Genomic DNA, 25850 nt, shown 5'->3' on the forward strand with positions numbered 1-25850 from the left:
GGGCGGGGGGGGGTGTTTGCGCCCGAGGGGGGTGGCCCGCGCCGGCCGCCTGCTGGGAGCAGCGCAGGGGAGTCATTCGCGTAGCGAATGACCGGGGTGGCCGGGTCGCCTTTCTTGCCTTCTTCTTTGGCGAAGCAAAGAAGAAGGTCGCCCGCCGGGGCGAATTCCCGGCCGATGTGAGGTAAAAACCAGGAAATCCCCCGCAAGAACCCATCCCACCCACATCCCAACAGACAACTACCGCCTGACCTGCGGCCCCTTCGCCACGTTCTTGGTCAGCAGCTTCCACGCCACGCCGAAAACATCATCCCCCCGCGACACCGCCTTGCGGGGCAGGGCCAGGGGGTCTTCGGCGGGGGTGGCCGCTGCGCGCACGCAGGTGGTGCCCGTGACATAGCCGGCCGCTGCGGCCGCCTGCACGGCGCGCAGGTCGTGGCTGCCGTAGGGGTAGCAGAAGTGATCCACCCGGCGGCCGAGGAGGTCCTCAAGGGCGGTCTTGCTGTCCCGGGTTTCGGCGGCGATGCAGGCATCCTCCTGCTGGGCGAGGCGCAGGTGACTCTTCGAATGGGAACCGATGGTGAAGCCCATGTCCTGCACCTCGCGCAGCTGGGCGGCGTTCATCAGCGGCGCGGGCTCGGGGCCGACGCCGGCATCCCAGCTGGAGGTGGTGCCGATGAGGCCGCTCACGGCATACACGGTGGCCGGGTAGCCGTGAGCCTTGAGCACCGGGGCGGCGTTGGCGAGGAAGTCCACGTAGGCATCGTCGAAGGTCAGCACCAGCGGGCGGGGCGGCAGGGCGATCTCGCCGCACAGGCCGGCGGCGGCATCGTCGAGGCTGACCACCGAATAGCCGAGCACCTGGAACATCTTCATCTGGGCGCGGAAACGCGGCAGATGGCAGTAGAGGGCACCGTGGGCCTTGACCCGGCCGGGGAAGTGCCCGACCCGGTGATACATGAGGATCTGCACCTGGGTCATCGGGCGCAGGCCTCGCGATATACGGCAATCGTCCTGTCGAACATGGCGTCCTCCGTAAAACCGGCCTCGAAGCGCTGGCGGGCGCGGGCGCCAAAGGCGGCACGCCGGGCCGGGTCGGCCAGCAGCGGGGCGATGGCCGCCGCCAGGGCCGCCGGATCATCCGGCGCCACCAGGGCACCGCTGGCCCCGTCCTCCACCACCTCGCCGATGCCGCCGACGCGGCTGGCCACGATGGGCAGGGCGCAGGCGGAGGCTTCGAGCAGGGTCAGGGACAGGGCTTCGCGCCGCGACGGGGCAAGGAGCAGATCGGAGGCCGCCAGCAGAGCCGGCACATCCTCCCGCAGCCCAAGGAAACGGACCCGCTCGGCAATGCCGAGTTCCCGCGCCAGGGCCTGCATCTGCGGCCCCAGGTCGCCGTGGTGATCACCGGCCAGCAGCAGGGTCCAGCGCTGCTCGCGCAGGCGGGCCAGGGCGCGCAGGGCGGTGTCGTGGCCCTTGGCCGGGACGATGCGGGCCGCCATCAGCAGGCACGGTTCGTCGTCGGCCAGGCCGAGGCCGTGCCGGGTGGTCTGGCGGGCATCGGCGGGCAGGCGCGCGGCGATGTCGGCGATGCCGTGGTGCACCATGCGGATGCGCGCCGGGTCGTAGCCCTCGCGCTGCAGGAAGTCGGCCACCGCGCCGGACACGGCGATGATGCGGTCGGCCCGGCCGAAATGCTTGCCGGCGTTGTCGGAGTGGGCCGTGGCCACATTGGGCAGGCCGGCCAGGCGGGCGGCAAAGCCCACATACCAGGCGCTGCGGGTCAGGTGGCCGTGGAGCAGATCCACCCGCTGGCGCCGGGCATAGAGGGCCAGGCGGACCAGGGAGGGCACATCGTAGAGCCCCAGCAGGGGCAGATCGATGCCGCCAAAGCCGTCGGCCCGGAGCTGCTGGCCGAGCCAGCCAGCCATGGGGCCGGCATACAGGCATTCGTGACCCCGCTCCCTCAGGCCGCGCATCAGCTGCAGGGCGTGACGCTCAGCGCCGCCGCTCTTCATGCTGCGCAGGACGGTCAGGATCTTCACCGGCCGAGCACCTGGTGGTAGAGGGCCAGGTTGCCGTCCACCATGCGCCCGATGGAGAACTCGGCCAGGATGCGCTGCCGGCCGGCCTCGCCGTACTGGTGGCGCAGGGCCGGATCGCCGGCCAGGCGGTCAATGGCGGCGGCCAGGGCGTCCACGTCCCCGGGCGGGCAGAGGATGCCGGTGACGCCATCCTGCACGGCTTCGGGCAAGCCGCCAGCGCGGCTGGTGATCACCGGCACACCGGCCGCCGCGGCCTGCAACAGGGACACGCCCAGGCCTTCCATCTCGGCCGGATGCACCAGCATGTCAAGGCCGCCGATCCAGCTCGCCAGGTCGTGGCGGAAGCCGGTGAAATGCACCACGCCGTCAAGCCCGCGGGCGGCCACGTCGCCGCGCAGCTCGCCAAGCAGCGGCCCCTGGCCGAAGACCAGCACCTGCAGTTCCGGGTAGCGCTCGAGGAGCCCGGGCAGCGCGGAAAACAGGTAGCGGTGGCCCTTGCGGGGAATCATCTGGGCCACCACGCCGATCACCAGGGCGTCCTGGGGCAGGCGGAACTCGGCCCGGAAGGCGGAGGGATCGACGGGCGCCAGGAAGGGTGCCGGGTCCACGGCGCTGCGCACGCAGCTCACCTTGTCGGCGGCCAGCCCTTCGTCGAGCAGCACCTGGCGGATGGCCTCGGAGATGGTGATCACGTGGTCGTAGAGCCGGTACTTGATGGCTACGGCGAGGCGCGACTCGGGGTTGTCCACCCGCCGCGACAGCACGCAGGGCACACCGGCCATTTTGGCGGCCAGACCACCCCAGGTGTCGGCACCGCGGCGGCTGTGGAGGTGCACCAGGTCGGGTTGCTCGGCGCGGATCAGGCGCGCCAGACGGAAGGCCAGGCCGATGTCACCGTCGCCGCCCATGCGGATGGGCAGCACGCGCACGCCGGCCGGCGGCTGGCGACTCATCTCGCTGTCGATGGGACAGGCCAGCAGGCTGTCGATGCCCCGGGCCGCCAGGCCCTCGGTGATGTACTGCACCTGGCGGGCGCCCCCGTAGAGGTGCTTGCCGGCTTCCACGTGGAGGATCTTCATGGCGCGGCGCCTCCGGCGGAGAGCATGGCCCGGGCGCGTTCCAGCACCATGGCCGGGGTGATGTCGCGCAGGCAGGTGAACTTGCCGCCGCAGGTGGGACGACGCCGGCACGGGGAGCATTCCATGCCCAGCCAGATCACGCTGCCGGTGGGCCGGCCGGTGTCGGTGTAGGGGCAGGTGGAGCCGAAGATGGCCACTGTCGGACGGGCCAGGGCGGTGCCCATGTGAGTGAGGCCGGTGTCCACGCCGATGAGCAGTGCCGAGTGGGCAATCACCGCGACCGCCTCGGGCAGGCGGGTCTTGCCGGCCAGGTTGACGATGCGCGGGTCGGCGGCGGCAATACGCGCGGCGGCCTCGGTATCGGCAGGGCCGCCGAGAATCACCGGGGTCAGGCCGGTGGCCTCGATCAGCAACGGGGCCAGGGCCTGCCAAGCGTCTTCGAACCAGTGCTTCTGGGGCCGCGTGGTGAAGGGGGCAAACACCGCGTAGGCCCCCGGAACCAGGCCGTGCTCCGCGAGGGTGCCGAGCACTGCGGCATCCGCCGCCGGGGCCACTGTGAGGGTAGGCAGGAACGCTCCCGCGTCGAAGCCCATCTGGCGGGCCAGGTACTGGTATTCGGAGCCGATCCGGGCGGCCTCGCCCCCCCGCGGGATGACCTCGCTCATCAGCCACTGGCTGCCTTCCTTGGAGCCCAGCCCGACCCGCCGGGGCGCCCCCGACAGCCAGGTGAGGAAGCCGCTCTTGAGCAGACCCTGCAGGTCCAGGGCCAGGTCGAAGCGGCGCGCGTGCAGCTCCCGCCGCAACTGGCGCACGCGCCGCCACAGCTCAAGGCGCTGGCCGGACTTCCACAGGCGCACCCACTCGGCCTTCGACCAGGGGATGACTTCGTCAATGTCGGGATCGGACAACAGCAGCTCATGGATGCCCGGCTCCACCAGCCAGGCGATATGGGCATCCGGGTGGCGGCGCCGGATCGCCCCGGGCAGGGCCGAGGCGAACACCACGTCGCCGATGGCAGAGCTGCGCACGATCAGGACGCGCATCAGGGGGCTCCCAGCTCGGCCAGGCGGGCCACGACGGCGTCCACCGTGATGGCGTCCATGCCCTGCCCGGCCAGGGCCTGGAGCAGCGGGTCATGGGCCAGGGGCGGGGTGGCACCGAACAGGCCCAAAGCCGGTACGCCGTTGGCGACCGCCATGTTGAGCACGCCGGTGTCGTTGCCGACACAGTACTGGCAATGGCGCAGCAGGGCCGCAGAGCGCTGCACCGAGGCCTGGGCGGAAACCATCACACGGCTGCGCAGGGCGGCCGGAACGGCGGCAAGGATGGATTCGGCGGCCCCCTGCTCGGCCGGCCCCCCCAGCAGCACCACGCTGCCGCCGCGCCCGGCCAGGGCCGCGGCGAGGGCGCCGAAGCGCTCCGCACCCCAGTTCTTGCGGGCTTCGGAGGTGCCGATGGAGAAGGCATAGCGCGGCTCGGGCAGGGTGGCGAGATCGCGCTCTGCGGCACTCAGGGCGGCCGTGGCCACCGCCATCCGTGGCACCACCGGGCCGCTCACCAGGCCATGGGCAACACAGAAATCGGTGGCTTCGGGGTACACCCAGTTGCCCGGCCCGCGGTAGGGGCGGATATAGGGCGGCTGGTTGAGGAGCAGGCGCTCGGCCACCGTGAAACCGAAACCGGCCCGCCGGGGAATGCCCGCCAGCAGGGCCAGGGCGGCATAGCGCGCACGCCCGGAGAAGATGAAGATGCGCCCGAAGCGCCGGGCCCGCAGTTCGGCCACGAAGGCCAGCTGAGCGCCAAGGCCATCATGGCGGCCGACCCGGCGCTCGCTCTTGCGCGGCTTGCGATCGAACTCGATGACTTCGTCGATACACGGCTCCGCCGCCAGCACCTCGGCGGCCCGGCACGAGGGACGGGCGATCACGCTGACCTTGCCGCCCGCACTGACGGCGGCAATGGCGCGCAGGTAGGGGATGTGCCAGATCAGGTCGCCGATGCCGCTGCGGTGATGGACGACGACGGTACGGGGAAGGTCGGGAGTGGTCATTGAGGCCGGGGGCAGTTCAAGGGTCGGCAGCAGGGGCGCTATTCTGCCCCATTCCCCCCGGCGGGGCTGCCCATCTGCCGCCGGAGCTGCCGTGCCATCAGGAAAACGGTGAGCTTGCGCCGCTGGGACTGGGCCACCCGGGTGATGTGCTGCACGAAACGGTTGCTGCGGTGGGTGCCGAAGCGCCCGGAGATGGTGCTGGCGATGCTGGCATCCTCCACCACCACGCTGGGGGACACCAGGGGCACCCGCAAGCCGTGCTTCCAGTAGGCGTCCAGCGCCGTATCGATGGGGCAGCGAGGCACGGACAGGGCCGCCAGCAGGCGCCGGGCGCCGGCCAGGCTGACCATGTAACCCTGGGTGCCGCTGGGGTTCTTGGTGGGCAGGATGAGCCGCTCGCCGCCCGACAGGGTGGCGATGGGCAGGCCCCGGATCGGCCGCAGGGCCGACAGGCGCAGGGCATCGAGAGGCAGCCCGAGGGCCGCCGTCTCGGTGGCCACGCGCATCAGGCTGGGGCTGCACAGCACATCGTCCTCGAGGACGATGGCGTGGGGCAGGCGCCGCGCCACCACGGTTTCCCAGAAGCGCACATGGCTCAGATAGCAGCCGATCTCGCCGGGCGACAGCCCCGGATGAGTACCCGGAGGCAGGCTGCCCGGCGGCAGGCGGGCGCCCTCGACGGCCGGCAGGATCTCGGCTTCGAGGCCCAGCTCACGCAGATGGCGCAGGATGGTCTCGCGTCGTTCGGCGGCGCGCTCCAGGTTGATGATGAAGATGTGCATAGCGTTCAGTCTTCCCGGTCCTGGCGGTGCCCGAAGAGCTTCATTACTTCCCGCTTCTTCTTTTCGACCAGGCCGGCCAGGCCCCGGCGCAGCCCCTGCAGGGGCCCCGGGCGGACATGGATGCCGAGCACCCGGGGCGAACGCTCGACGGGCGGCAGGGTATCGAGGACGGCCTTGAGCTCGTCGGCCGGCACCACGCCGTCGGCGGCCAGCTTGCGGTAGAAGGCACCAGCGGCCTGGATCGGCTTGACGTGGCGGATCACCGCCGTGTCAACGATGCCCACCCGGCCGCCCTCGGCCCGCGCCAGGTGGCTGAAGGCGTAATCGCTGCCCCAGGTGCTGCGGGTCACCGGAAAGTCGCCCAGCGTGCGGGCCACGAAGGCGGTATCGAAGCACGGGCACATGATCTCGACGAAATTGGTCTCGCGCCACTCGGCCAGGGGGTTCCTGAGCATGATGCGCAATGACCAGTAGCCGCTCCAGTCCTGAGCGGGGTGGGACACCGTGAGCCCCAGGCGGTCGGCACTCTCGAAAAAAGCCGAGATGCTGCCCCCGGTCACGTCCAGGTCGTCGTCGGCCAGCAGCACCAGGCGATAGGGGCTCAGATCGAGCCCGCCGGAGACGACACAGTCGCGGAAATGCTCCAGTTTGTTGTAACCACCCATTTCCGTGGCAATGGCGGCCGGATCGGCCGGCGTCGGCATGTAGCAGCTGAGGAAGAGATCCCAGTTGCGCCCGGGCTCCTGCTCCAGCCAGCGGGGATAGAGGCCGTTGGCGCCCGTGCGCATGAAGACCAGATAGGGGCGCCCGCCCTCTGGGGTGGGTGCCGGTGATCGCAACGGGGAGGCAGTGGACACGGACGAAGAAACGGGGCTCGGCATGGTGGACGCACGCGACATATCGCCCGCATTGTGCCGTAATCCCTCGAATCGTGCGTCCGATCTTCGCCGGGAAAATCTGTTGGCGGCCGCTTTGCGCTACCCTTCCGGGTTTGCCCGTCTCGCCGGATCATCGGCCCGCCCCCTGGATGCTCAAGCTCCCCAACGTCAGCCTGGTCTGCCTCGATACCCGCCACCCCGAGCTGGCGGTTTTCGCGATGCAGCGCTGTCTCGACCAGGCCTGCTTCGGCGAAGCGGTCCTGCTGACGGTGGCCGACTATGTCAGCCCCGACCCGCGCATCCGCGTCCAGCCGGTGGCGCGCCTGCGCAGTGTTGCCGATTACTCGGCCTTCATCATCAAGTCCCTGGGAGCCCACGTAACCGGCAGCCATGTGCTGGTGATGCAGTGGGACAGCTTCATCCTTGATGCCGGCGCCTGGGATCCAGCCTTTCTCGACTACGACTACCTGGGCGCCCCCTGGCCTCACCGGGCGCCGCCGGTGGGCAATGGCGGCTTCTCGTTACGCTCCCGCCGCCTGCTCGACGCCCTGCAGGACCCGCAGATCTGCGATCTGCAGCCGGAGGACTACTGCATCTGCGAGCTGTACCGGGAGCGCCTGGAAGGAGAGCACGGCATCCGCTTCGCGCCGCTGGAGCTGGCACGGCGCTTCTCCTTTGAACTGGAGGCGCCGAGTGGGCCCTCCTTCGGCTTCCATGGCCTGTTCAACTTCCACCGGGCACTGCCCGAGCCCGATCTGCTGGCCTGGCTGGAACGGGCGCCGGCGGGGCTGCTGCGCTCCATGCAGGGGCGTCGGCTGGTGAAGAACCTGATTCGCGCCGGCCGCCCCGTGCCGGCCCGGAAGATCCTCCAGGTGCGCGCCCGCGGTGGCCTCAAGCTGCGCCTTGATGCCCTCAAGCTGGGCAGCCTGCTGGCCGCCCGGGGCCTGTGGAACTGAACCCGTTCAGGCCCGTGCCGGCGTGGCCGGATGGGCGCCGGCCGCAAACACCGCCAGCAGCACGCTGAAACCGAGGGTGCCGAGGGACGAGGCAAACATCGACCCGACGTTGGAAAACACCAGCTCGCCGATCAGCAGCACCAGACCCCAGGTGGCAAACAGGCGCTTGTCCGCATCCGGGCTGCGCCGCGCCACAATGAAGTGCCCCAGCGCCCCCACCCAGAAGGCCAGCATGGCCACGGTGCCCACCAGGCCGGTGGTGGTGAGATGGTCGATGAACAGGTTGTGCAGCCCACCGAAGGTGGTCAGGATCGGCGGCAGGGTGCCCGCCGCCACCGCTGCTGCCACGGCGCTGCGGAAATTGCCCAGGCCGATGCCGAACACCGGGTTGGCCAGGAACTGCTCCCAGCCCCACTGCCAGCTCAGCAGGCGCAGGCCGAGGGAGGTCTCGCGGGCGCTGGGCGAGCCGGGATTGGCCACATAGGCACGGACTTCGGCAATCCCTTCCGCCAGACGCGCGCCCACCAGCTCGCTGGCCAGCAGGGCAGCCAGCAGCGCGGAGACGCTGCCGGCGATGACCCAGCGCCGGGGGATGGGGCGACGGCCGGGCATGATCAGCACGGCGATGGACATCAGCGGCAGTGCCGCCCAGGCGGAGCGGGTTTCCGACAACAGGGCCGCCATCAGCCCGCCGGCAATGGCCAGCAGGGCCAGGGCCGGCGCCCCCGCCAGCGGACGCACCCCCACCGCCAAGCCACCGGCCAACCCGGCCACTGCCACCACGGCGCTGTAGTTGCCAAAGGGGCCGGGGCTGGAAAACGGCCCCATCGGCCGCCCGGAATTGAGGGCCAGCAGGCCCTGGCCACCGCCGCTGCCCACGGCCATGGCCGCCACGGCACCCGCCGCCAGGCCCGCCACGGCCAGACCGAACAGCACCGACGGGCGGGAAATGCCCAGGCGCCGGAACAGCAGGTACACCAGCATTGCCGCCAGCAGGTGGGCCGGCCGGTCAAGAGCCCTGGCGTTCCAGCCGAGCAGCGCCATGTTGAGCAAGTAGGCGGCCGGCAGCACGGCACAGGCCAGCATGAAGCGACGGTCGAGGTGGTCCAGATGGCGCCCGGGCGCCACGGCCAGCACCAGCCCGCCGGCCGCCATCAGGACGGCCAGGTTGCGGGCCAGGCCCGCCGAGAGCATCAGCCCGAGCAGGAACAGGGGCAGCAGCCAGGGGGCCACGCGGGCCGCCAGCACAGGCAGCCCCCGGACCCGCAGCGGTGAATCGAGGCGCTCAGGGAGCATCGTGCAGGCTGACCCCGGTGGTGCGGAAGGCCTCGCTCATCTGGCGCTTTTCGGTATCGGACTTGAAGCGCACCCGGTCCCAGCCGAAGGCCACCACCCGGGTCGTCGCCGGGCTGGTCTGGCGGGCGAACAGCAGGGCGCTGGAGCGCACGCCGACGACCGCATCGTAGGGGGTGTTGGCGAGGTGCACTTCGAGGGGCTCATCGAGGGTGACGACGGTGTAGTCGGGATGATTGAGCTCCAGTTCCGGGTCCTTCGGGTGGCCCTTGTAAAAGATCTGCGCCATCCCTTCGGCCGCCAGCCAGGCGTGGATTTCGTCGCTCACCGCATCGCGATCGGCGGCCTTCATCAGGCCGGCGCCCACCAGAGGCTGACCGATGACCAGGGCGCGCCGCGGGCCGCCAGCGGCCACCCCATCGCCCCGCGGCGTGACCAGCGGCGGCAGCACCACGGTCTTGTCGGCAGGGTATTCATGGGGCAGGCCGGGGATCACATAGATGCGGTCGCAAAAGGGCGCATCGGAGCCGATGCGGTCACCGGAAAAACACCAGTAGTCGAGTTCCGGCGCGATCAGGCGGCGCAGCTTGCGGGCGTACTGGGCGAGGCGCCTGGCCGTGCTCAGGGGATAGCGGCGGATGCTGATGAGGCCGTCGGGCAGGATGCGGGCGCGCATCTGCGTGGCGCCTGCCGCCCGCGGCAGAGCGCGCAGGAAGTAGTTGATGGCCTCGGTGTCGAACACCGCGCTGTGGATGTGCAGGGTGCTGCAGCGGCCAATCAGCCCGGCCACCAGGCGGATGTTGGCGCGCTGCCGGCGCAGGCGCCCGAAGGCCCCGGGCAGGGGCTCCCAGCGCGGCCAGGGCATATATACGGCAGCGTCCCAATCGGCCTCGCGGACGATGGGCGTGACACCGGGCTTGTACCACACCAGCACCTGGCGGGAGCCCTGCTCATGGGCTTCGGCGATGCGCCGGGCGGCCAGGTATTGCAGGGGGGAGGCGACGAAATAGACAGCGACGGTGTCACTCATGAGATGACGTCCGCGATCATGCTCAGGCCTCGTCCCGGGCGACCTGCTCGCCGCTGGCCAGCAGGCGGGCATAGGCTTCGCCACGGGCGACGAGCTCGTCATGGGTGCCGGCCTCGACGATGCGACCGCGCTCCATGACGACGATGCGGTCGGCGTCGCGGATGGTGGACAGGCGGTGGGCGATGACGATCACGGTGCGGTTGCGGCGCAGCTCGACCAGGGCGTCCTTGACGGCCCGCTCGGACTCGTTGTCGAGGGCCGAGGTGGCCTCGTCGAGGAGCAGGATGGGCGCATCGCGCAGGAAGGCCCGGGCAATGGCAATGCGCTGGCGCTGGCCACCGGAGAGCTGGCTGCCATTGGCGCCGACCCGGGTGGCCAGGCCGTCGGGCAGCTTGTCGATGAACTCCATGGCGTGGGCGGCGCGGGCGGCGGCGATGATATCGGCCTCCGGCACGTCGGGCCGGCCATAGGCGATGTTGGCGGCGATGCTGTCGTCGAACAGCACCACCTGCTGGCCGACCCAGCCGAGCTGCTGGCGCAGGTGGGCCAGGGGCAGGCTGTCGAGGCTGGCGCCGTCAAGCAGGATGCGGCCGCTGCCGGGTTCGAAGAAGCGGGCGATCAGGTTGACCAGGGTGGTCTTGCCGCTGCCGGAGGCGCCCACCAGGGCCACCGTCTGCCCGGGATGCACGTCGAGGCTGAAGTGGCTGAGGGCCGCTTCGGCCTGGCCGGGGTAGCTGAAACTCACATCGTCGAAGCGCAGCTCGCCGATGGCGCGGGGGAAGTTGCCGGTGGCTGAATCCACCTCGGCGGGGGTATCGAGCAGCTCGAAGATGCTCTGGGCACCGGCCAGGCCGCGCTGGATCACTGCGTTGATATTGGTCAGGCGGCGGATCGGCTCGAAAAGCATGGACATGGCAGTGACGAAGGACACGAACTCGCCGGGGCTGAGCTTGTCCTGGGCCGACAGGGAGGTGGCCGTCCAGATCACCGTGGCCACGGCCGCCGCCGCCAGCACCTGCACCAGGGGCACGTTGACGGCCGACACCCGCACGGTGCGCATGGTCTGGCTGCGCAGGCGCTCGGCCACTTCACCGAAGCGCCGGTCCTCGTGATCATGGGTACCGAAGAGCTTGATCTCGCGCACCCCGCCCAGGGTCTCCTCGACCATGCCGGTGAGGTGACCGGTGGTTTCCTGCATCTCCTGGTTGGAGCCGCGCAGCTTGCGGCTGGCCACCCGGATCAGCCAGGCCACGATGGGGGCGATGGCGACGATGACCAGGGTCAGCTCCCAGGCGGTGTAGATGAGGTAGCCGGTGAGGCCGATGATGATCAGGGTGTCGCGCACCACGATGATCCAGGCGTTGGACAGGGCCGCGCCCACCTGGGGGATGTCGTAGAGGATGCGCGACAGCATGCGTCCGCCGGCCTCGGCCTGGTGCACCGGGATGGGCAGGTGCATCTGGTGGCGGAAAACCTGCTGACGCAAGTCGGTGATGGCCTTGTGGGCGATCCACTGGCTGGACACGTTGGCAACGTACTCGGCCACGCCCTTGGCCAGGAAGGCCAGCATCAGGAACAGGGGCACCTGCCACTGGGCCACGTGGTTCTTCTTGATCAGGCTCTCGTCCACCAGGGGCTTGAGCAGGGCCGGCAGCACCGGCTCCAGCGAAGCCGCGGCGATCATGGCCAGCACCGACAGAGCCACCACCTTGCTGTAGGGGCGGATGGAGCCGAGCAGGCGGCGGTAAAGCAGGAAGGCGCTTTTCATTCCCGGTGCAGGACCTTGTCGACGATCAGGCTGGCCCAGCCTTCGGCGCGGAAGCGGTTGTGCATTTCGAGGCGGTTGTATTCGGTGTTCACCCACTCCAGGAAGCCGATGGGCGACTGGCGGTTGCGGGCCACGTAGGTGGCGAAGAAGAAGTCCAGCACGCCGGTCTTGGCCTGCTTGAAGTGGCCGTACTTCCAGCCCAGCTCGGCCATGGCGGCCTCGACCGGGTGGCCCAGGTGCAGGATGCGGTAAAGGGCGGCACCCAGGCCGGCCCGGTCGGCGCCGGACTTGCAGTGCAGCAGGGCGGGGTATTCGATGGTCTTGAAGAGCGCGTCCATGGCGTGCACCTCTTCGATCTCCGGTGGCGTGCGGGAGTACAGCTTGACGTCGTGGAGGGCAATGCCGAGCTGCGCGCAGGCTTCCTTCTCCAGGGCGTAGGAGCCGTAGCCATGGGCGCCGCGCAGGTTGATCACACTGCGCAGACCGAGGCTTTGCTGGTACTTGCGCAGCTGGGCCGGGCTGGGCTGGCTGCTGCGGTACATGCCGCCGCCCAGGTCGTAGAAGTTGCTGTACACGGCGCGGACGGCGCCGTGATCCACCAGGTGCATGTCCAGCCAGGCGCGGATGCGGCCGCTGGTGGTCGAGATGTCCATGATCATGGGCGGGCGGGCAGCAACAGGTGGGGCCCGATCCTGGCCAGCAGATCGGCGTGGCCGGCCGGGTCGGCACTCACCACCCAGTCCACCTGGCGCAGGGCGGCAAGCACTGCGAGGGCATCCGCGTCCGTGTCGGCGGGCTCGACGAGGAGCACCCGGTCGGCCTGGCGGCCGGCCTGTTCGAGACGGGCCAGCAAGGCCGCCCCCGGCACACCGACGGGGCCGACGATCACGGCGATGCGCTCGCCGGCGGCCCGGGCACGCTGGGCGGCGCTGATCAGCGCATCCGCGCCCATGCGCCCGCGGGCCAGGGGCGAATGGGCATCCATGGCGGCATAGAGTTCGTCGAGGGACGCCGTGGCGGTGCCCAGCTTGCCCACCACCACGCCGGCCGCCAGATTGGCCAGGGCGGTGGCTTCGAGCAGACTGAGGCCGGCGGCAATACCACAGCCGAGGGCGGCCGACACCGTATCGCCGGCGCCGGTCACGTCATACACCTCCCGTGCCCGGGTCGGCTGGTGGTGGGCCGGTTGGCCACGCTGGAGCAGGGTCACGCCCTGTTCGCCGCGGGTCACCAGCAGGGCCTCCAGGTCCAGCTCGGCGCGCAGGGCTTCGCCGCGGGCGATCAGGGTGGCCTCGTCCGGGCAGGGGCCGACCACGGCCTCGAACTCGGACAGGTTGGGCTTGACGATGGTGGCGCCGCGGTAACGGGAAAAGTCGGTGCCCTTCGGGTCCACCACCACCGGCACACCCCGGGCCCGGGCCAGGGCGATCAGGGCCGGCACATCGGCGAGGGTGCCCTTGGCGTAGTCGGACAGCACCAATACGTCGATGCCCTCCAGGTGGGCGGCCAGGGCATCGGCCACCCGAGGGGCGTGGCGGGCGTCGAAACGCTCCTCGAAATCCAGGCGGATGAGTTGCTGGTGGCGCGAGATGACCCGCAGCTTGGTGATCGTCGGCGCGTCGGCAAGGCGCTCGAAGGCACAATCAACCCCCCGGGCGGCCAGACTCTCGCCGAGCAGACGGCCGGCCTCGTCGTCCCCCACCAGGCCAATGACCCGCGCCCGGGCGCCCAGGGAGGCGGCATTGAGGGCCACGTTGCCGGCACCACCGGCACGCACTTCGTCGTTCTTCACCTGAACCACCGGCACCGGCGCCTCGGGTGAGATGCGGGCCGTCGCCCCGTGCCAATAGCGGTCGAGCATCACGTCGCCGCAAACGAGCACGCGGCAGGCGGAGAAATCCGGCAGGGAAAAATGCATGCGCAGGCAGGCACCCGCAAAACCGGGCGCCGGAGGAATAAAGCCGGGATTATCGCATCAAGGGCGGAGGGTCGCGAGGGGGCGGACCGCGCGCTCAGCCGATACCGGTTTCAGCAAACGCCCCCGAAGGTCGTGACTCACGTCACAATATGCCAATGACCCTTTTTTCAACCCCGCGCGGCCCTCTGCCCCCCGTTCTGCATGACTAGCGACATCAAGGGCGCGGTCACTGCCTGGTTTGGCAGGTTGCCGCTGAATCTTGCCTTCATCGGGCTGTACCTGGCCCTGGATGCGGTGAGCTTCATCCATCCCCTGTGGGGGCTGAACATCACGCCATGGAATCCGGCCCCTGCCCTCGGACTGGTGTTCCTGATCCGCCACGGACGCAGCGCCTGGCTGGCCACGGTGCTGGCGGTCGTGTTGGCCGATTTCGTCGTCTACGATTTCGAGCCCCTGCGCTGGCCCTTGCTGGGCACCAGCCTGGCGCTGGCCGCCGGCTATGTGGCGCTGGGCTCGGAGCTGGCTCGCATCCTGCCCCGCGACAGCCTGCTGAATACCCGACGGGCCCTGGTCACCTGGTTCATCGGGGTGGCCCTGGGCACGCTGCTGGTGAGCCTGGTGTATGTGTTCTCCCTGCGCCTCGGCGGGTTTCTGGTGCCGAGCGGCTGGTGGCAGGCCCTGCTGCGCTTCTGGGTCGGTGACGGTGTTGGCATCGCCATCCTGATGCCCCTGCTGTGGTGGCTCGGCAACGAACAGGGACGCCGCCAACTGCTGCATGCCATCCGCCAGCCGGAAACCGGCGGCTATCTGGCCCTCGCCGTGGCCTCCCTGTGGCTGGCCTTCGGACTCGGTGGACACAACGATTTCAAGCTCTTCTACCTGCTCTTCCTGCCCATCGCCTGGGCCGCCGGACGTCAGGGCATGGCGGGCGCCATCATCTGCGCCGCCTTCCTGCAGCTGGGCGTCATCGTTGCCGTACAGGTGCTTGATTACAGCGCCGTCACCGTGGCCGAGCTGCAGATCCTGGCCCTGGCCATGGCCTTGGTGGGCTTCTTCGTCGGCGTGGTGGTGGATGAAAAGCGACGCACCGGCACGGAGCTGCGCCACAGCCTGCGCCTGGCGGCCGCCGGCGAGATGGCTGGCGCCCTGGCCCATGAGCTGCAGCAGCCCCTCACCGCCCTGCGCGCCTATGCCGGCGCCTGCGAGCGCCTGATCGAGCGGGGTGCCACCCCCGAGCAGTTGCTGGCCGCCGTGCAGTGCGTGCAGCGGGAATCCGCCCGAGCCGACGCGGCGGTGCGGCGCCTGCAGGAGTTCTACCAGGCCGAGCCCACCCGCCTCGAATCCGTAGCCCTTGAGACGCTGGTGGAGGCCGCCGTGGCACCCTTCCGCAACCAGGCCGAACAGGAGGGGGTACGGCTGAAGGTCAACGCCATGCCCACGGTATCCCTGTGGGCCGACCGCCTGCAACTGGAGGTGGTGCTGCGTCACCTGCTTTCCAACGCCTTCGAAGCCGTCGGAGACAGCCCGCGCCACCCCCGCCGCATTCTTCTCAGTGCCTTCCAGGAGACGCCCGAGCGCGTGTGCCTGCAGTTCGAGGACTCGGCGCTTGGCCTCACCGCCCAGAACGCAACTCATCTCTTTGATGGCCCTGCTACTGGTGGGGCCGGCCCGGTGGACGCCAGCCTTGCGATCATCCGGGCGATTGTGGACACCCATGGTGGCCGCCTGTGGGGCGAGGCCCACCACCACCGGATCTTCAAGCTGGAGCTACCCGTCGAGGCAGCCCCTGGGCCCGCTTGCCGGGCTGGCTGGCCCGGTCGCATACTGTCCGGGTCAGGTGCGCGAGAAGGAGTTCATCATGCTTGACCACAGCCGCGGGCGGAGTGCCGAGGCAGACGAAGACGACGCGGAGCCCTTCGGCGGGCTGGTACGTTACGAACGGCATGTCCCGCTGCACCAGGTTTCTTACTACCTGTGCGGCGAGCTGCAGTCGCCCCAGCACTACACCGAACTGTTCTACACCCTGCGCAGTGCCGCCGAAACCGACCTGATCTATCTGCACATCAACTCGCCCGGTGGCGACTTCAACACCGGCCTGCAGATCATCAACAACATGTTGGCCTCGGACGCCCATGTGATCACCGTACTGGAGGCGCGAGCCTACTCGATGGCAGCCTTCATCTTCCTGAGCGGTGACGAGCTCATCGTCCATGACAACTGCCAGCTGATGTTCCACACCTACTCAAGCAGCTTTGCCGGCAAGGGCAGCGAGCAGCTGGCCGAAGTGCACGCCCTGGGCAGCTGGTTCGAGAAGGTCACCACCCGCGTGTGCACGCCCTTCCTGAGCGCCACCGACATCACCCACATCCTGCAGGGCAGCGATCTGTGGATGGATTCGGACGAGATCCGCCGACGCCTGGCGCGCATCAAGCCGGCCCGCTCAAAAACCGCGCCGCGCAAACCAGTGTTGCGCAAAGGCAAGATCCCGGCCTGAACGCAGCGACACGGGGCGCTGGCGGCCTCCCATCAGGGCAGGCGGGCGGTGGCCGGCAGGGCCGTGGCGATATCCGCCGCCAGGGCGTCCACGAGACGCCCGTGAGCAAGGGCAAGGGCTTCCCAGGTGGGCTCCATGACCTTTTCACTGGCCACGAAACGCCGGCTGGCCAGATCCTTGCCGCCCTTGCGCAGGGTCCATACCGCCTCCAGGCTCACCTTCTCGAAGCCCTCGGCGTCGAAACGCTGCACGTCGATGGGCACGTTCATCTCGGGTTCGGCAATGCTCGACTGGGGCCACGAGACGATGCGGCCGTTGCCACTGCGCCGTGACAGTTCAACCGCCACACGGCGGGAGATCTCGGTTTTCAGCGGCGCGGCCCAGCGATGACCATCGGCGACGTCGGCGCGGGCGCCGTCCACCTGGCGCACGATGAGCAGGCGGTCAATGCTGGCCGGCACACCCACCGGCCCCACCACCACGCTCGGGCCGCTGCCCACCGCGGACACGGCCGGATTGAAGGCGCCGAGGGAGTAGTAGCGCACCGGCGGGGTGCTGCCGCAGGCGGCCAGCAGGCCGCATGCCAGGATCAGGGACAGCCGCTTCATGGTTTTTCCTCGGGTTTGCCGCGCAACAGGGCCTCGGGGTGACGGTCGAGGGTGTCGGCCAGGTGGCGCAGGGCCTGGGCGGCCCGGGTGAGTTCCTGCAGACTGGCCCGCAGATCCTGCTGCAGGGGTGCATCGGTGGCCAGCAGCTTGCGGGTGTCGGCAATGGCCGCACGGGCTTCGACAACCGTGTCGCGCACATCGCCATTGGCCAGGCCGTCGATGCGCTTGACCAGGGCCTCCGCCTCGTCGATGGTGCGCCCCAGACCAACGATGGCTTTGCGGGTGTCCTGGCCGATCTCGTTGAGGGGCAGCCGGTCGAGCTTGTCCACGATGCGCAGCAGGGTCGTCTGCAGTTCGTCCAGGCTGCCGCGCTGGGTCGGCAGGCGCGGTGGCTTGACGCTCCAGTCGGTCTTGCCCGGCTTGGCCCCCGGGAAGAAATCGAGGGCCACGTAGAGCTGGCCGGTGACCAGGTTGCCATTGCGCAGCTGGGCCCGCAGGCCGCTGCTCACCAGCCTGTCGATGAACTCGCGGAAATCCTTGTCCCGGTAGTCCTTGCCGAAGAAGGTCTGCTGGCCGGCATCGGGGCGCGCCTGCATGCGCCCGGGGTAGATGGCAACCTCGACCAGCAGGCCCATGTCGGTGCCGCTTTTCTGAATCTCCGCATGGACGGCGCTGACTTCACCCAGCTGGATGCCGCGGAACTCCACCGGGGCCCCCACCGACAGGCCGCGCACGCTCTCGGTGAAGCGCAGCAGATAGTGCTGGACCACCGTGTGCGGCTGCTTGAGGGCCAGCTCCCGGGTTTGGAAAAGGGGGAAGACCTGGTCCTTCGGCGCCGGCTCGGCATCGCTGGCCTCGGGCGTCAGGAAGGACAGGCCGCCGGCGACGATGGAGGTGAGGGATTCCGTATTGACCTGCACCCCGTCGGCCCCGAGCTTGACGTCCACACCGCTGGCGTTCCAGAAGCGGGTGTCGGCGGTGACGAAGCGGTCGTAGGGCGCCTTGATGAAGATGCGCAGATCCACATGCTTGCCCGTATCGTCGAGGCGGAAACCGGTGACCTGGCCGACCGGGATGCGGCGGAAATACACCGGCGTGCCCACGTCGAGGGAACCCAGGGTGGGCGCCTCCAGGGAGAAATAGCGGCCGGGCACATCGAAGTTGACCACCGGCGCCTCGTCGAGCCCCTTGAAATCACGCCGCGCTTCGTCGGACTTGCCCACGTCCATGCCCACGTAGGCGCCCGACAGCAGGGTGTCCAGCCCGGACACGGAACTGCCCGACACCCGCGCACTGACCACCCAGAAGCGCGTGTCATCCACCAGCAGGCGAGCGGCCTCGCGGGCCAGCCTGGCGGTGGCGACAACATGGCTGCCGTCCTCGGCCAGGGCCACGGAACTCAGCTGGCCGACGTCCACATCCTTGTACTTGATGCGGGTCTTGCCGGGCTCGAGGCCCACCCCGGTACGAAAGGTGATGGTGATGGTGGGCCCCTGCTCATAGTAGGTGCGCGCCGCAAGAAAGAGGCCGATCAGGGCGGCCACCAGCGGGATGATCCATACCAGCGGGATGCGGAAGCGCCGTGGACGATCCACCACAGCGACGGGAAGGGCAGGAGGTTTGGGGTCAGTCATGGTCGGGCCGGGGAGGATCGGTATCGGTGAGGGGGTCCCAGATGAGGCGCGGATCAAAGCTCATGGCGGCAAACATGGTCAGCACCACCACTGCCCCGAAAGCCACGGCGGCCGGGCCCGCCTGGATGGTGGCGAGCCCCTGGAACTGCACCAGCGCCGCAAGGATGGTGATGACGTAGATGTCGAGCATGGACCAGCGCCCGACAAACTCCACGAGGCGATACAGACGCGTGCGCTGCAGCAGGTTCTGACGCGAGCGACGCTGGGCCGAGGCCGTCAGATAGATCAGGGCCAGGATCTTGAGCATGGGGACCATCACGCTGGCGAAGAACACCACGGCGGCCAGCGGCCACGAACCCGACGTCCACAGAAAGACCACGCCGCTCATGATGGTGTCCTCCTGGCTGCCGAGCAGGGAGGCGGTGGTCATCATGGGCAGCAGATTGGCCGGGATGTAGAGCAGGACGGCGGCGGCGATCAGGGCCCAGGTGGTGGACAGGCTGGCGGGCTTGCGCATGTGCATCGGCGCCCCGCAGCGCGGGCAGCGCAGTGCATGCCCCCCACCTTCCGGCTGGCTGGCGAGCTGGCCGCACACATGGCAGCTCATCAGCCCGGCCTCCCGGGCCGTTCGGTAAATGGCGCTCACCGGGCGAGCTCGGGCATGGGCGGCTGCCACAGCAGGCGCGTGTCGAAGGCCCGGGCGGCGAGGGTCAGCACCACAATCAGGGCCGCCGTGGCCCAGAAGGCCGTGCCCAGCACCACCGTGGCCAGGTGCGACAACTTGACCAGGGACACCAGCATGCCAAGCAGGAAGACCTCCACCATGCCCCACGGCTGCACCGAACGCACCAGGCGGAAGAAGGTGGCAAGCCGCGGCGACACCCGGCCCAGGCGCAGGGGTACCAGCACCAGCAGGAACATCAGCAGTTCGAGCATCGGGAACAGCAGCGCGGTGATGAACACCAGCGCAGCCACGGGCTCGACGCCCCCCTTCCAGAGGATCTGCACGGCCTCGAAGAGGGTCACCTCGACCCGCCGCCCCTGCATCTCCAGGCCCACCAGGGGATGGATGTTGGCGAGCACGTAGAGAACCGCCGCGGTCAGGGTCAGAGCCAGGCTGCGGTCAAGACTGTCCGGCGGGTTGCGGGCCAGGAAGGCGGCACAGCGCACGCAGCGCGCGGTCTCGCCGGGGGCGAGTTGCGGCTCGGTCTGCAGCAGGTCGCACTCGTGGCAGGCGATCAGATCGGCAGGCAGGATCAGGTGCACGTCGGGTACGGGCATAGCTTGGCGCCGGATAATGACGACCAATTGTGCGGTGCAAGCACGACGTGCGCAAGGGCGGCCGGGGGCATCCCCCGGCGAGGCAGGCAGCCTCAAGCAGGGAAGTAAATCAGCGGCCCGCGGCAGGCCCCGGCAGCGCCGGCCCGGTCAGGGCACTTCCGGGTGGCGGTCCCGACGCGTCCACTGCCGGTGCCACCCTGTCTGTCGGCAGGGGCTCAAACGCTGCGGACGGCGTCCGCTCCAGCGGCGGCGGCGGCGGGATCTCGTCCCGCCACTGCGGATCGGTGGCGCGCCCCATCTCCATGCCGGGGCTGATCGGAACATCGCCCGGCATCAGGCTCAGGGGAAGCACGATCGGTGCCCCCGAGCTGCGCTGGCGCAGCACCACCCGGTCCGGCATCACCCGCTCCACTCGCAGATCCTCACTGAAGGCAGCGCCTTCGGGCACCAGCACCGGACGCCGGCCCGCCTCGGCAAGGATGGCCACGCCCGGCGTGTTCCGGTCACCGGCGATCACGCCCTGGAGCACGACCCTCACGGGCAAAGGCGTGGCCAACGGCAGATCGGCCGAACGGGCATCCGCAGGCTCCGCGACCTCCAGCAAGCCGACTTCCTCTGCAATCCACAAACCTGCAACCGTCATCACGCCCAGGGTCAGGAGGATGCGTGGCAGGCGGCTGAAATCGAATCCGTTCATCAATTGCCTCTCATCCCGATGTCGTTCAACAACGCCCACCGTAACACCGGGCACGCTTAGCTCAGCAACGTTTTTGCCATGATTAACGTATTTAACGTTTATCACAATTACTCTTCGACACCAGACATGGTGTACTTGTAGCCTGCGTCCCCGGGCGCCCATTGCATATTGCGCGGGCATCTCCCGGGGCCGGCTCCTCTTTCACTGTAGATCCCCGATCATGCGTTCACGCACCTCCGCGCCCTGGCGCACGACTGTCCTGCCGCTTGCCGGCCTCCTGGTCATTGGCCTGAACCCCCTGGCAGCCCAAGCCGGGGACGAGCACGCCCACCACCACCACCACCATGCCGCCTCGGCGGTCAGCCGCAGCGAAGCCGCCATCACCCCGCCCCGGGTCAACCTGCGCAACCAGGAGGGGGCCACCGTGGTGTTTGCAGACGCCATCGACGATGGCCGCCCGGTGCTGCTCAACTTCATCTACACCAGCTGCACGGCCATCTGCCCACCGATGACGCGGATCTTTGCGGAGGTGCAGGAAAGCCTGGGGGATGACCGCCCGCGGGTGCGCCTGGTCTCCGTGTCCATCGACCCGGAGCAAGACACGCCCCGGCGCCTGAGGGACTACGCCCGCCAGTTCGGCGCCACCGAGCCCTGGCTCTTCCTCACCGGTAGCGCCGCCGCGAGCACGGCCGTGCAGAAGGCGTTCAACAGCTATCGCCCGGACAAGATGAGCCACACCCCGGTCAGCTTCCTGCGGCGCGCCCCCGGCCAGGCCTGGGTGCGCCTCGACGGCCTGGCCCAGGCCGGCGACATCCTCCGCGAGCTGCGCCCGATGCTGCCGCCGCGGCCCTGATGCATCGCCTTCTCGCCCTCGCCATCGCCCTGCTGCTGCCCGCCCTGCCCGGCCAGGCCGACGAGGCACTGCTTGGCGAGGGACGGCGCCTGTACCTGGAGGGCCTGCGCGCCGACGGCATGGCGCCCCGGTGGTGAACGCCTGCGCGGGCGCGACATGGCCTGCGTCCAGTGCCATCGCCGCAGCGGCATGGGAACGGTGGAGGGTGTGGTGGTGGTCCCGCCGATCACCGGCCCCGTCCTGTTTGCGCCCGGCCAACCACCCGCCGGCCATACGCCCCGGCGGGCCGCCGGCATGGCCTTGCAGGACCACAGCTTCCGCACCCGTCCGGCCTACGACGCACCCCGCCTGGCCCGGGCCCTGCGGGAGGGGATGGGCGCGGGCGACGTCCCCCTGGATCCACTGATGCCCCGCTACACCCTGAGCGAGCGGGAGCTGGCGGCCCTCCAGGCCTGGCTGGAAAGCCTCGGCACGGGCCCGGTGCCAGGCGTGGGCAGCACCACCCTGCACCTGGCTACGGTCATTACCCCGGACGCCGATGCCCGCCAGCGGGACGCCATGCGTGACGTCCTGCAGCGCTGCATCGCCGGGCGCAGCCCGCCGCCCGGCAGAGGCCGGCGCCCCTGGGTGCTGGAAGAATGGGCCCTGTCCGGCCCCCCGCAGGGCTGGCGCAACCAGCTCGAAGCGCGGATGCGCCGGCAGCCGGCCTTCGCCCTGGTGTCCGGCATCGGCCGTGACTGGACGCCGGTGCATGAATTCTGCGAGGCCGAGGGCGTCCCCTGCCTGTTCCCCAACACCGACCTGCCCGGCCCGGACCCACGCGCGTCGGTCTACCTGTGGCCGGGCATGGTCCTGGAGGGCGCGGTGCTGGCCCGCCACCTGATGGAGCAGGAGCGCTTGCCGACGCGCATCATCCAGGTCTTCGACCCGTCCGACATGGGCCGCGAGGGCGCTGCCGCCCTGCGTGGAGCCCTGGTCAGCCAACCCGTGACGGTATTCGACCGGACCTTCCGCGGCCCCCTGGATGAAGCCGCCTGGCGCAGCCTGCTGCCCCCGGTGGATGCCAGTGACGTGCTGGTGCTGTGGCTGGGTGACGCCGACCTGGAGCGCCTGCTGCGCAGCCACAAGGCGCCACCTACGGCCGCCGGGGTCTTCGTGTCGGGCACCCTGGCCGGGCTGGAGCGGGCGCCGGATGCACGCAAGGTGCCGCCGCCCTGGCGGGCCGGGCTGCGCGTGATCTACCCCTTCGACGCCCCGGAGGCCCGCCTCAGCCGGATGGTTTTCAACCTGGGCAGCTGGATGAGCACCCAGGGCCTGAGCCTGGCGCGGGATACCGAGCGGACCCAGGGCAACACCCATGCGGCCTGCGAGATCACCGCCCGGGCCTTGTACACCCTGGGCGAGCGCTACTCCCGGGACTATCTGCTGGAACTGGTGGAGGATTCCTACGCTGGCGCCACGGCCAGCGCCTTCCCCCGCTTCACCCTCGGCCCGGGTCAACGCTACGGCTCCAAGGGCGCCTACCTGATGCGCATCGAAAAGGACGGCAGCCTGGCCGTGGACGGCGACTGGATCGTGCCCTAGGCCGGGCTGGCCTCAGCCCGCAGGGAGGGCCACGAAGTCGAGCACGTCGCGGATGAAGCGCCCCCGCTCCCACAGGTGGGGGGCGTGGTCCACTCCATCGTAAATGTGCAGCAGGGCATTGGGGATGCTGTCGCGCACATACTCGGCGGTGCCGGTGGAGTAGAAATTGCTCGCCCCGCCATACACCAGCAGGGCCGGGATGGAGATGGTCTGCAGCACATCCCTGTAGTCGGCCGCGCTCAGGCTGGCCCAGCAGTCGATCAGCGGCCGTGGGTCCAGCGCACGCAGGCGCTGGCGGGCGGTCTCGATGCCGGAGCCGTTTTCCAGGTACTTGGCGCGGGAGCGTTCGTTATGGCCGAAGGCCGCCAGGCGCAGGACAGCTTCGGCGAAGTCACCCTCCAGCTCGTGCATGAACCGGGCATTGCGGCGGTGATCGAAATCCCCGTAGATGCCGCTTTTCCAGTCGTCATCGGTGAGCAGCTTGGGAGACTGGTCGATGACCACTACCCGGGACAAGCGGCGACTGCCGAAATCGCGCAGGTATTGCCAGAGGGTCAGGGCACCCATGGAGTGCCCCACCACCACCGCCTTTTCCAGTCCGTAATGATCCAGCAGATTGTGCAGATCCCGGGCCATGCGCTCCACCGTCGGCACACTGGTGGTGCGCAGGGCATGGCCGCCGTGGCCGCGGGCGTCCCAGCGCAACACCTGGTGACGGGCCTCGAAATCCTCCAGGAAGGGGTTCCAGTCCCGGTGGGTCGATGTCCAGCCGTGCAGCAGCACCAGCGGCGCACCACTGCCGGAGATCTTCAGATGGATGCGTTCGCCATCGTCGGCGGAGAAAGAGTCCATGGGGGGCATCGGAGAGAAGAATGAAGCCCCGAGTATATGACGTGCACGAAAGGTCGAGGCCCCGCATCCGGGGCCTCGACCGGGGCTCAGGCGACGACGAAGCGCCGCATCATTTCATGGTCTTCGTGGGACAGGATGTGGCAGTGCCACACGTATTCCCCGGGCCGGTTGAAGGTGGCGATGATGCGCGTGACCTGACCGGGGTAGGCCAGCACCGTGTCCTTGCGCCCCTGCTCGCTGGGCAGTGCAGGGGTCTTCACCCCGGCCAGGGCGATACGGGTGAGATAGCCCCCTGCCGCCACACCGCCCGGGCCCATGGGCTTGGGCTGAACGACACCCGTGAAGCTCTGGCGATCAAGCACCCGGAAATCCACCAGGTGCAGGTGGATGGGGTGGGCATCCACGGTGGTGTTGTAGATCTCCCAGATTTCGGTGGCACCGAGCTTGATGTTCTCGGTGACCGGGTCGGTGAAGAAGAAGGTGCCGAAGCCGGGGCCGGCCGGGTTGCCCGGCGCCGGATTGACCGTGCCGAGCATGGTCTGCAGACGGCCATAGGCATCATTGCCCTCGAACAGCATCAGCTTGCGCACCGTGGCCCCCACCGTCGACGGTATCGGCAGCGGACCATGCACCGGGCGCAGGTTGGTGGGCAGGTTGGCGCTGGTCAGGGCAGCGCTACCCTGGCCAAAGAATCCGAGCGGCTTGTTGACGCTGAAGGCCATGACCCTGTCGGTGCTGCCCGCCAGCACCGGGTCGCCATCGGGGAAGGGGGTATTGGCGTCGTTGCGCAGGATCACCCGGCCATGCCACCAGGACACCACCTTGGAGAAATCCACCACCACGTCAGCCCGCTCGCCGGGCGCCAGGGTCAGTGAGCTGAGGGCCACCGGGCTGTTCATCAGGCCGAGTTCGGTGCCGATCTGCCAGAAGGTCATGCGGTTCTGGGGAAAGTTCTCGAAGCTGAAGTTGAGCCGGACGACCCGGGAATCGGAACCATTGAGGAGACGCAGGCGATACAGGCGCGGCTCGCAGTCGAGCCGCGGCCAGGGAATGCCATTGACCACGATGACGTCGCCAAAGAACTCCGGCAAATGGGTGGGCTGGGGTGCCTGGGGGTTCTCCGGGTCGCTGGCCGGGTAGCGCAGGGCACCGCTGATGGCGAACTGGCGATCCTGGATGCAAAGAGGCACTTCATGGGGATAGGCCGGCAACTGACCGGCCTGGACCAGATAGTCCTCGTTGGCGTCGCGGATGAAATAGTTGCCGGCCAGCCCCATGTAAACATTGAGGCGGGTCACGCCGAGGGCGTGATCGTGGTACCAGAGGTGTCCAGCTTCCTGGGAATTGTCGAAGGTGTAGCTGGCGCTGAAAAGGCGGCCCCGGTAATCGGGCATCCCGTCACGATTGACGTCCGGCGTAGCCCAGGCTTCGGGAAGGCCGTCGCTGCCGGTGACCTGATCGCCACCATGGCGGTGAGCCACCAGGGGCACCGGCGCCCGCCCCCCCAGGTTGCCCGGGTTGGCCCAGCCCAGCGTGGTATCCACCGGCAGACGATAGGGTAGCGGACCCTGGGAATTCATCAGGGCGTTCTGATAACGAACGGATACCGCCACCCCCCGGCGCAGGTTGAAGGTACGCCCAGGATAGGACGGTGCCTGCCGGGTGGTACCGTATCCCCACAGTGCGGTGTAGAGCGCCTTGCCGGTGGAATCCACCAGCCCCAGCGGGGCCGAGAACTCGCGGATCACCAGGGTGTAACTGGTGCTGCCCGGCGCATCGGGCGCAAACAGGTTGGCCGGATCGAGGGGATTGGGCAGCAGGTCGGTGAACTGCTTTTTGCGCAGGGCACTGAGCACCGAGGGAACGGTCTGGCCGTAGCTCCACGAGGACACGAGGGAGGTGAAAAATCCGGCGGCGCCTGCCTTGAGCACGGTTCGTCTGTTTGCCATGGTGTGAATGCCTTTGAGTCTGGCGCGCCAACGCACGCGGTGATGTACGTATCCACGTACGCCTTGTTGGGTATCACCCCACAGACTCAAGTATCGGACTGG

General features: G+C 69.2%; 25 protein-coding genes. 6 read left to right on the plus strand and 19 right to left on the minus strand.

Annotated features, from left to right (window positions below):
* Positions 1-237: 237 nt before the first annotated feature.
* From ACIQ09_RS09465 to ACIQ09_RS09495, 7 genes are read right to left on the minus strand one after another with little or no spacing between them, the layout of a single operon-like run.
* Entirely contained in the window at positions 238-978 is a 741-nt protein-coding gene (locus ACIQ09_RS09465) for a polysaccharide deacetylase family protein (protein WP_398308540.1), read from the minus strand.
* Positions 975-2042 (minus strand): glycosyltransferase, encoded by a 1068-nt coding sequence (locus ACIQ09_RS09470; RefSeq protein WP_398308542.1) that lies wholly within the window; start codon positions 2040-2042, stop codon positions 975-977. The genes ACIQ09_RS09465 and ACIQ09_RS09470 overlap by 4 nt, the downstream gene beginning before the upstream one ends.
* A complete protein-coding gene (locus ACIQ09_RS09475) occupies positions 2039-3121 on the minus strand; it encodes a glycosyltransferase (protein ID WP_398308544.1) in 1083 nt (360 codons plus the stop codon). The genes ACIQ09_RS09470 and ACIQ09_RS09475 overlap by 4 nt, the downstream gene beginning before the upstream one ends.
* A complete protein-coding gene (locus tag ACIQ09_RS09480) occupies positions 3118-4164 on the minus strand; it encodes a glycosyltransferase family 9 protein (protein ID WP_398308546.1) in 1047 nt (348 codons plus the stop codon). The genes ACIQ09_RS09475 and ACIQ09_RS09480 overlap by 4 nt, the downstream gene beginning before the upstream one ends.
* On the minus strand, positions 4164-5171 hold the full coding sequence (locus ACIQ09_RS09485) for a glycosyltransferase family 9 protein (protein ID WP_398308548.1): 1008 nt from the start codon (positions 5169-5171) through the stop codon (positions 4164-4166). Before ACIQ09_RS09485 ends, ACIQ09_RS09480 begins: the two co-directional genes overlap by 1 nt.
* A 38-nt stretch (positions 5172-5209) precedes the next feature.
* On the minus strand, positions 5210-5953 hold the full coding sequence (locus tag ACIQ09_RS09490; protein WP_398308550.1) for a glycosyltransferase family 25 protein: 744 nt from the start codon (positions 5951-5953) through the stop codon (positions 5210-5212).
* 5 nt (positions 5954-5958) lie between these two features.
* On the minus strand, positions 5959-6810 hold the full coding sequence (locus ACIQ09_RS09495; RefSeq protein WP_398308617.1) for a hypothetical protein: 852 nt from the start codon (positions 6808-6810) through the stop codon (positions 5959-5961).
* Positions 6811-6980: 170 nt separating this feature from the next.
* Between ACIQ09_RS09495 and ACIQ09_RS09500 the strand changes: the two genes are divergently transcribed.
* On the plus strand, positions 6981-7787 hold the full coding sequence (locus ACIQ09_RS09500) for a DUF5672 family protein (RefSeq protein WP_398308552.1): 807 nt from the start codon (positions 6981-6983) through the stop codon (positions 7785-7787).
* A 6-nt stretch (positions 7788-7793) separates the two neighbouring features.
* Here ACIQ09_RS09500 and ACIQ09_RS09505 read toward each other — a convergent pair whose 3' ends face one another.
* Genes ACIQ09_RS09505 through rfaE1 form a run of 5 tightly spaced genes read right to left on the minus strand, consistent with a single transcriptional unit; the run spans position 7794 to position 13796 of the window.
* Positions 7794-9083: an O-antigen ligase family protein gene (locus ACIQ09_RS09505; protein WP_398308554.1), complete on the minus strand. Its 1290-nt coding sequence runs from the start codon at positions 9081-9083 to the stop codon at positions 7794-7796.
* On the minus strand, positions 9073-10110 hold the full coding sequence (locus tag ACIQ09_RS09510; protein WP_398308556.1) for a polysialyltransferase family glycosyltransferase: 1038 nt from the start codon (positions 10108-10110) through the stop codon (positions 9073-9075). Before ACIQ09_RS09510 ends, ACIQ09_RS09505 begins: the two co-directional genes overlap by 11 nt.
* A 22-nt stretch (positions 10111-10132) precedes the next feature.
* Positions 10133-11878, minus strand: coding sequence for a lipid A export permease/ATP-binding protein MsbA (msbA, locus tag ACIQ09_RS09515; RefSeq protein ID WP_398308558.1), 1746 nt, complete (start codon positions 11876-11878; stop codon positions 10133-10135).
* Positions 11875-12531, minus strand: a complete 657-nt coding sequence (locus ACIQ09_RS09520) for a tyrosine-protein phosphatase (RefSeq protein WP_398308560.1) — start codon at positions 12529-12531, stop codon at positions 11875-11877. The genes msbA and ACIQ09_RS09520 overlap by 4 nt, the downstream gene beginning before the upstream one ends.
* A 2-nt stretch (positions 12532-12533) precedes the next feature.
* A complete protein-coding gene (rfaE1, locus tag ACIQ09_RS09525) occupies positions 12534-13796 on the minus strand; it encodes a D-glycero-beta-D-manno-heptose-7-phosphate kinase (RefSeq protein WP_398308562.1) in 1263 nt (420 codons plus the stop codon).
* 201 nt (positions 13797-13997) lie between these two features.
* Here rfaE1 and ACIQ09_RS09530 point away from each other — a divergent pair, with 201 nt between their 5' ends.
* Positions 13998-15662 (plus strand): MASE1 domain-containing protein, encoded by a 1665-nt coding sequence (locus tag ACIQ09_RS09530; protein ID WP_398308564.1) that lies wholly within the window; start codon positions 13998-14000, stop codon positions 15660-15662.
* The gene (locus ACIQ09_RS09535; RefSeq protein WP_398308566.1) at positions 15655-16290 is read left to right on the plus strand and encodes a Clp protease ClpP; all 636 of its coding nucleotides are present in this window, start codon (positions 15655-15657) and stop codon (positions 16288-16290) included. Before ACIQ09_RS09530 ends, ACIQ09_RS09535 begins: the two co-directional genes overlap by 8 nt.
* Before the next feature lie 32 nt (positions 16291-16322).
* Here the strand turns inward: ACIQ09_RS09535 and ACIQ09_RS09540 are convergent, their stop codons facing one another.
* From ACIQ09_RS09540 to ACIQ09_RS09560, 5 genes are all read right to left on the minus strand, one after another.
* Positions 16323-16898, minus strand: a complete 576-nt coding sequence (locus ACIQ09_RS09540; RefSeq protein WP_398308568.1) for a membrane integrity-associated transporter subunit PqiC — start codon at positions 16896-16898, stop codon at positions 16323-16325.
* On the minus strand, positions 16895-18532 hold the full coding sequence (locus ACIQ09_RS09545) for an intermembrane transport protein PqiB (protein WP_398308570.1): 1638 nt from the start codon (positions 18530-18532) through the stop codon (positions 16895-16897). Before ACIQ09_RS09545 ends, ACIQ09_RS09540 begins: the two co-directional genes overlap by 4 nt.
* Positions 18525-19178 carry a paraquat-inducible protein A gene (locus ACIQ09_RS09550; protein WP_398308572.1) on the minus strand — a complete coding sequence of 218 codons (654 nt, stop codon included), beginning with the start codon at positions 19176-19178 and terminating at the stop codon, positions 18525-18527. The genes ACIQ09_RS09545 and ACIQ09_RS09550 overlap by 8 nt, the downstream gene beginning before the upstream one ends.
* Positions 19175-19813 carry a paraquat-inducible protein A gene (locus ACIQ09_RS09555; protein WP_398308574.1) on the minus strand — a complete coding sequence of 213 codons (639 nt, stop codon included), beginning with the start codon at positions 19811-19813 and terminating at the stop codon, positions 19175-19177. Before ACIQ09_RS09555 ends, ACIQ09_RS09550 begins: the two co-directional genes overlap by 4 nt.
* A 109-nt stretch (positions 19814-19922) precedes the next feature.
* Entirely contained in the window at positions 19923-20510 is a 588-nt protein-coding gene (locus ACIQ09_RS09560) for a type II secretion system protein N (protein WP_398308576.1), read from the minus strand.
* A 220-nt stretch (positions 20511-20730) separates the two neighbouring features.
* Here ACIQ09_RS09560 and ACIQ09_RS09565 point away from each other — a divergent pair, with 220 nt between their 5' ends.
* From ACIQ09_RS09565 to ACIQ09_RS09575, 3 genes are read left to right on the plus strand one after another with little or no spacing between them, the layout of a single operon-like run.
* The gene (locus ACIQ09_RS09565) at positions 20731-21363 is read left to right on the plus strand and encodes an SCO family protein (RefSeq protein WP_398308578.1); all 633 of its coding nucleotides are present in this window, start codon (positions 20731-20733) and stop codon (positions 21361-21363) included.
* Entirely contained in the window at positions 21363-21500 is a 138-nt protein-coding gene (locus ACIQ09_RS09570) for a hypothetical protein (protein ID WP_398308580.1), read from the plus strand. Before ACIQ09_RS09565 ends, ACIQ09_RS09570 begins: the two co-directional genes overlap by 1 nt.
* A gap of 19 nt (positions 21501-21519) precedes the next feature.
* Positions 21520-22947 carry a hypothetical protein gene (locus tag ACIQ09_RS09575; protein ID WP_398308582.1) on the plus strand — a complete coding sequence of 476 codons (1428 nt, stop codon included), beginning with the start codon at positions 21520-21522 and terminating at the stop codon, positions 22945-22947.
* Between the two features lie 12 nt (positions 22948-22959).
* Here ACIQ09_RS09575 and ACIQ09_RS09580 read toward each other — a convergent pair whose 3' ends face one another.
* Positions 22960-23799: an alpha/beta fold hydrolase gene (locus tag ACIQ09_RS09580; protein WP_398308584.1), complete on the minus strand. Its 840-nt coding sequence runs from the start codon at positions 23797-23799 to the stop codon at positions 22960-22962.
* 86 nt (positions 23800-23885) lie between these two features.
* Positions 23886-25748: a multicopper oxidase family protein gene (locus tag ACIQ09_RS09585; protein ID WP_398308586.1), complete on the minus strand. Its 1863-nt coding sequence runs from the start codon at positions 25746-25748 to the stop codon at positions 23886-23888.
* Positions 25749-25850: the final 102 nt, after the last annotated feature.

Origin of the sequence: Zoogloea sp. (assembly GCF_044344315.1) — a bacterium.
In the GTDB taxonomy this organism is placed as follows: Bacteria; Pseudomonadota; Gammaproteobacteria; order Burkholderiales; family Rhodocyclaceae; genus Zoogloea.

Bases quoted from the DNA above. Each gene is read 5' to 3' on its own strand.
- ACIQ09_RS09555 (WP_398308574.1), bottom strand. From the start codon at position 19,813: ATGCCCGTACCCGACGTGCACCTGATCCTGCCTGCCGATCTGATCGCC.
- ACIQ09_RS09540 (WP_398308568.1), bottom strand. From the start codon at position 16,898: ATGAAGCGGCTGTCCCTGATCCTGGCATGCGGCCTGCTGGCCGCCTGC.
- rfaE1 (WP_398308562.1), bottom strand. From the start codon at position 13,796: ATGCATTTTTCCCTGCCGGATTTCTCCGCCTGCCGCGTGCTCGTTTGC.
- ACIQ09_RS09585 (WP_398308586.1), bottom strand. From the start codon at position 25,748: ATGGCAAACAGACGAACCGTGCTCAAGGCAGGCGCCGCCGGATTTTTC.
- ACIQ09_RS09510 (WP_398308556.1), bottom strand. From the start codon at position 10,110: ATGAGTGACACCGTCGCTGTCTATTTCGTCGCCTCCCCCCTGCAATAC.
- ACIQ09_RS09530 (WP_398308564.1), top strand. From the start codon at position 13,998: ATGACTAGCGACATCAAGGGCGCGGTCACTGCCTGGTTTGGCAGGTTG.
- ACIQ09_RS09520 (WP_398308560.1), bottom strand. From the start codon at position 12,531: ATGGACATCTCGACCACCAGCGGCCGCATCCGCGCCTGGCTGGACATG.
- ACIQ09_RS09545 (WP_398308570.1), bottom strand. From the start codon at position 18,532: ATGACTGACCCCAAACCTCCTGCCCTTCCCGTCGCTGTGGTGGATCGT.
- ACIQ09_RS09490 (WP_398308550.1), bottom strand. From the start codon at position 5,953: ATGCACATCTTCATCATCAACCTGGAGCGCGCCGCCGAACGACGCGAG.
- ACIQ09_RS09560 (WP_398308576.1), bottom strand. From the start codon at position 20,510: ATGAACGGATTCGATTTCAGCCGCCTGCCACGCATCCTCCTGACCCTG.
- ACIQ09_RS09475 (WP_398308544.1), bottom strand. From the start codon at position 3,121: ATGAAGATCCTCCACGTGGAAGCCGGCAAGCACCTCTACGGGGGCGCC.
- msbA (WP_398308558.1), bottom strand. From the start codon at position 11,878: ATGAAAAGCGCCTTCCTGCTTTACCGCCGCCTGCTCGGCTCCATCCGC.
- ACIQ09_RS09575 (WP_398308582.1), top strand. From the start codon at position 21,520: ATGGCCTGCGTCCAGTGCCATCGCCGCAGCGGCATGGGAACGGTGGAG.
- ACIQ09_RS09465 (WP_398308540.1), bottom strand. From the start codon at position 978: ATGACCCAGGTGCAGATCCTCATGTATCACCGGGTCGGGCACTTCCCC.
- ACIQ09_RS09485 (WP_398308548.1), bottom strand. From the start codon at position 5,171: ATGACCACTCCCGACCTTCCCCGTACCGTCGTCGTCCATCACCGCAGC.
- ACIQ09_RS09500 (WP_398308552.1), top strand. From the start codon at position 6,981: ATGCTCAAGCTCCCCAACGTCAGCCTGGTCTGCCTCGATACCCGCCAC.
- ACIQ09_RS09580 (WP_398308584.1), bottom strand. From the start codon at position 23,799: ATGGACTCTTTCTCCGCCGACGATGGCGAACGCATCCATCTGAAGATC.
- ACIQ09_RS09570 (WP_398308580.1), top strand. From the start codon at position 21,363: ATGCATCGCCTTCTCGCCCTCGCCATCGCCCTGCTGCTGCCCGCCCTG.
- ACIQ09_RS09565 (WP_398308578.1), top strand. From the start codon at position 20,731: ATGCGTTCACGCACCTCCGCGCCCTGGCGCACGACTGTCCTGCCGCTT.
- ACIQ09_RS09505 (WP_398308554.1), bottom strand. From the start codon at position 9,083: ATGCTCCCTGAGCGCCTCGATTCACCGCTGCGGGTCCGGGGGCTGCCT.
- ACIQ09_RS09480 (WP_398308546.1), bottom strand. From the start codon at position 4,164: ATGCGCGTCCTGATCGTGCGCAGCTCTGCCATCGGCGACGTGGTGTTC.
- ACIQ09_RS09535 (WP_398308566.1), top strand. From the start codon at position 15,655: ATGCTTGACCACAGCCGCGGGCGGAGTGCCGAGGCAGACGAAGACGAC.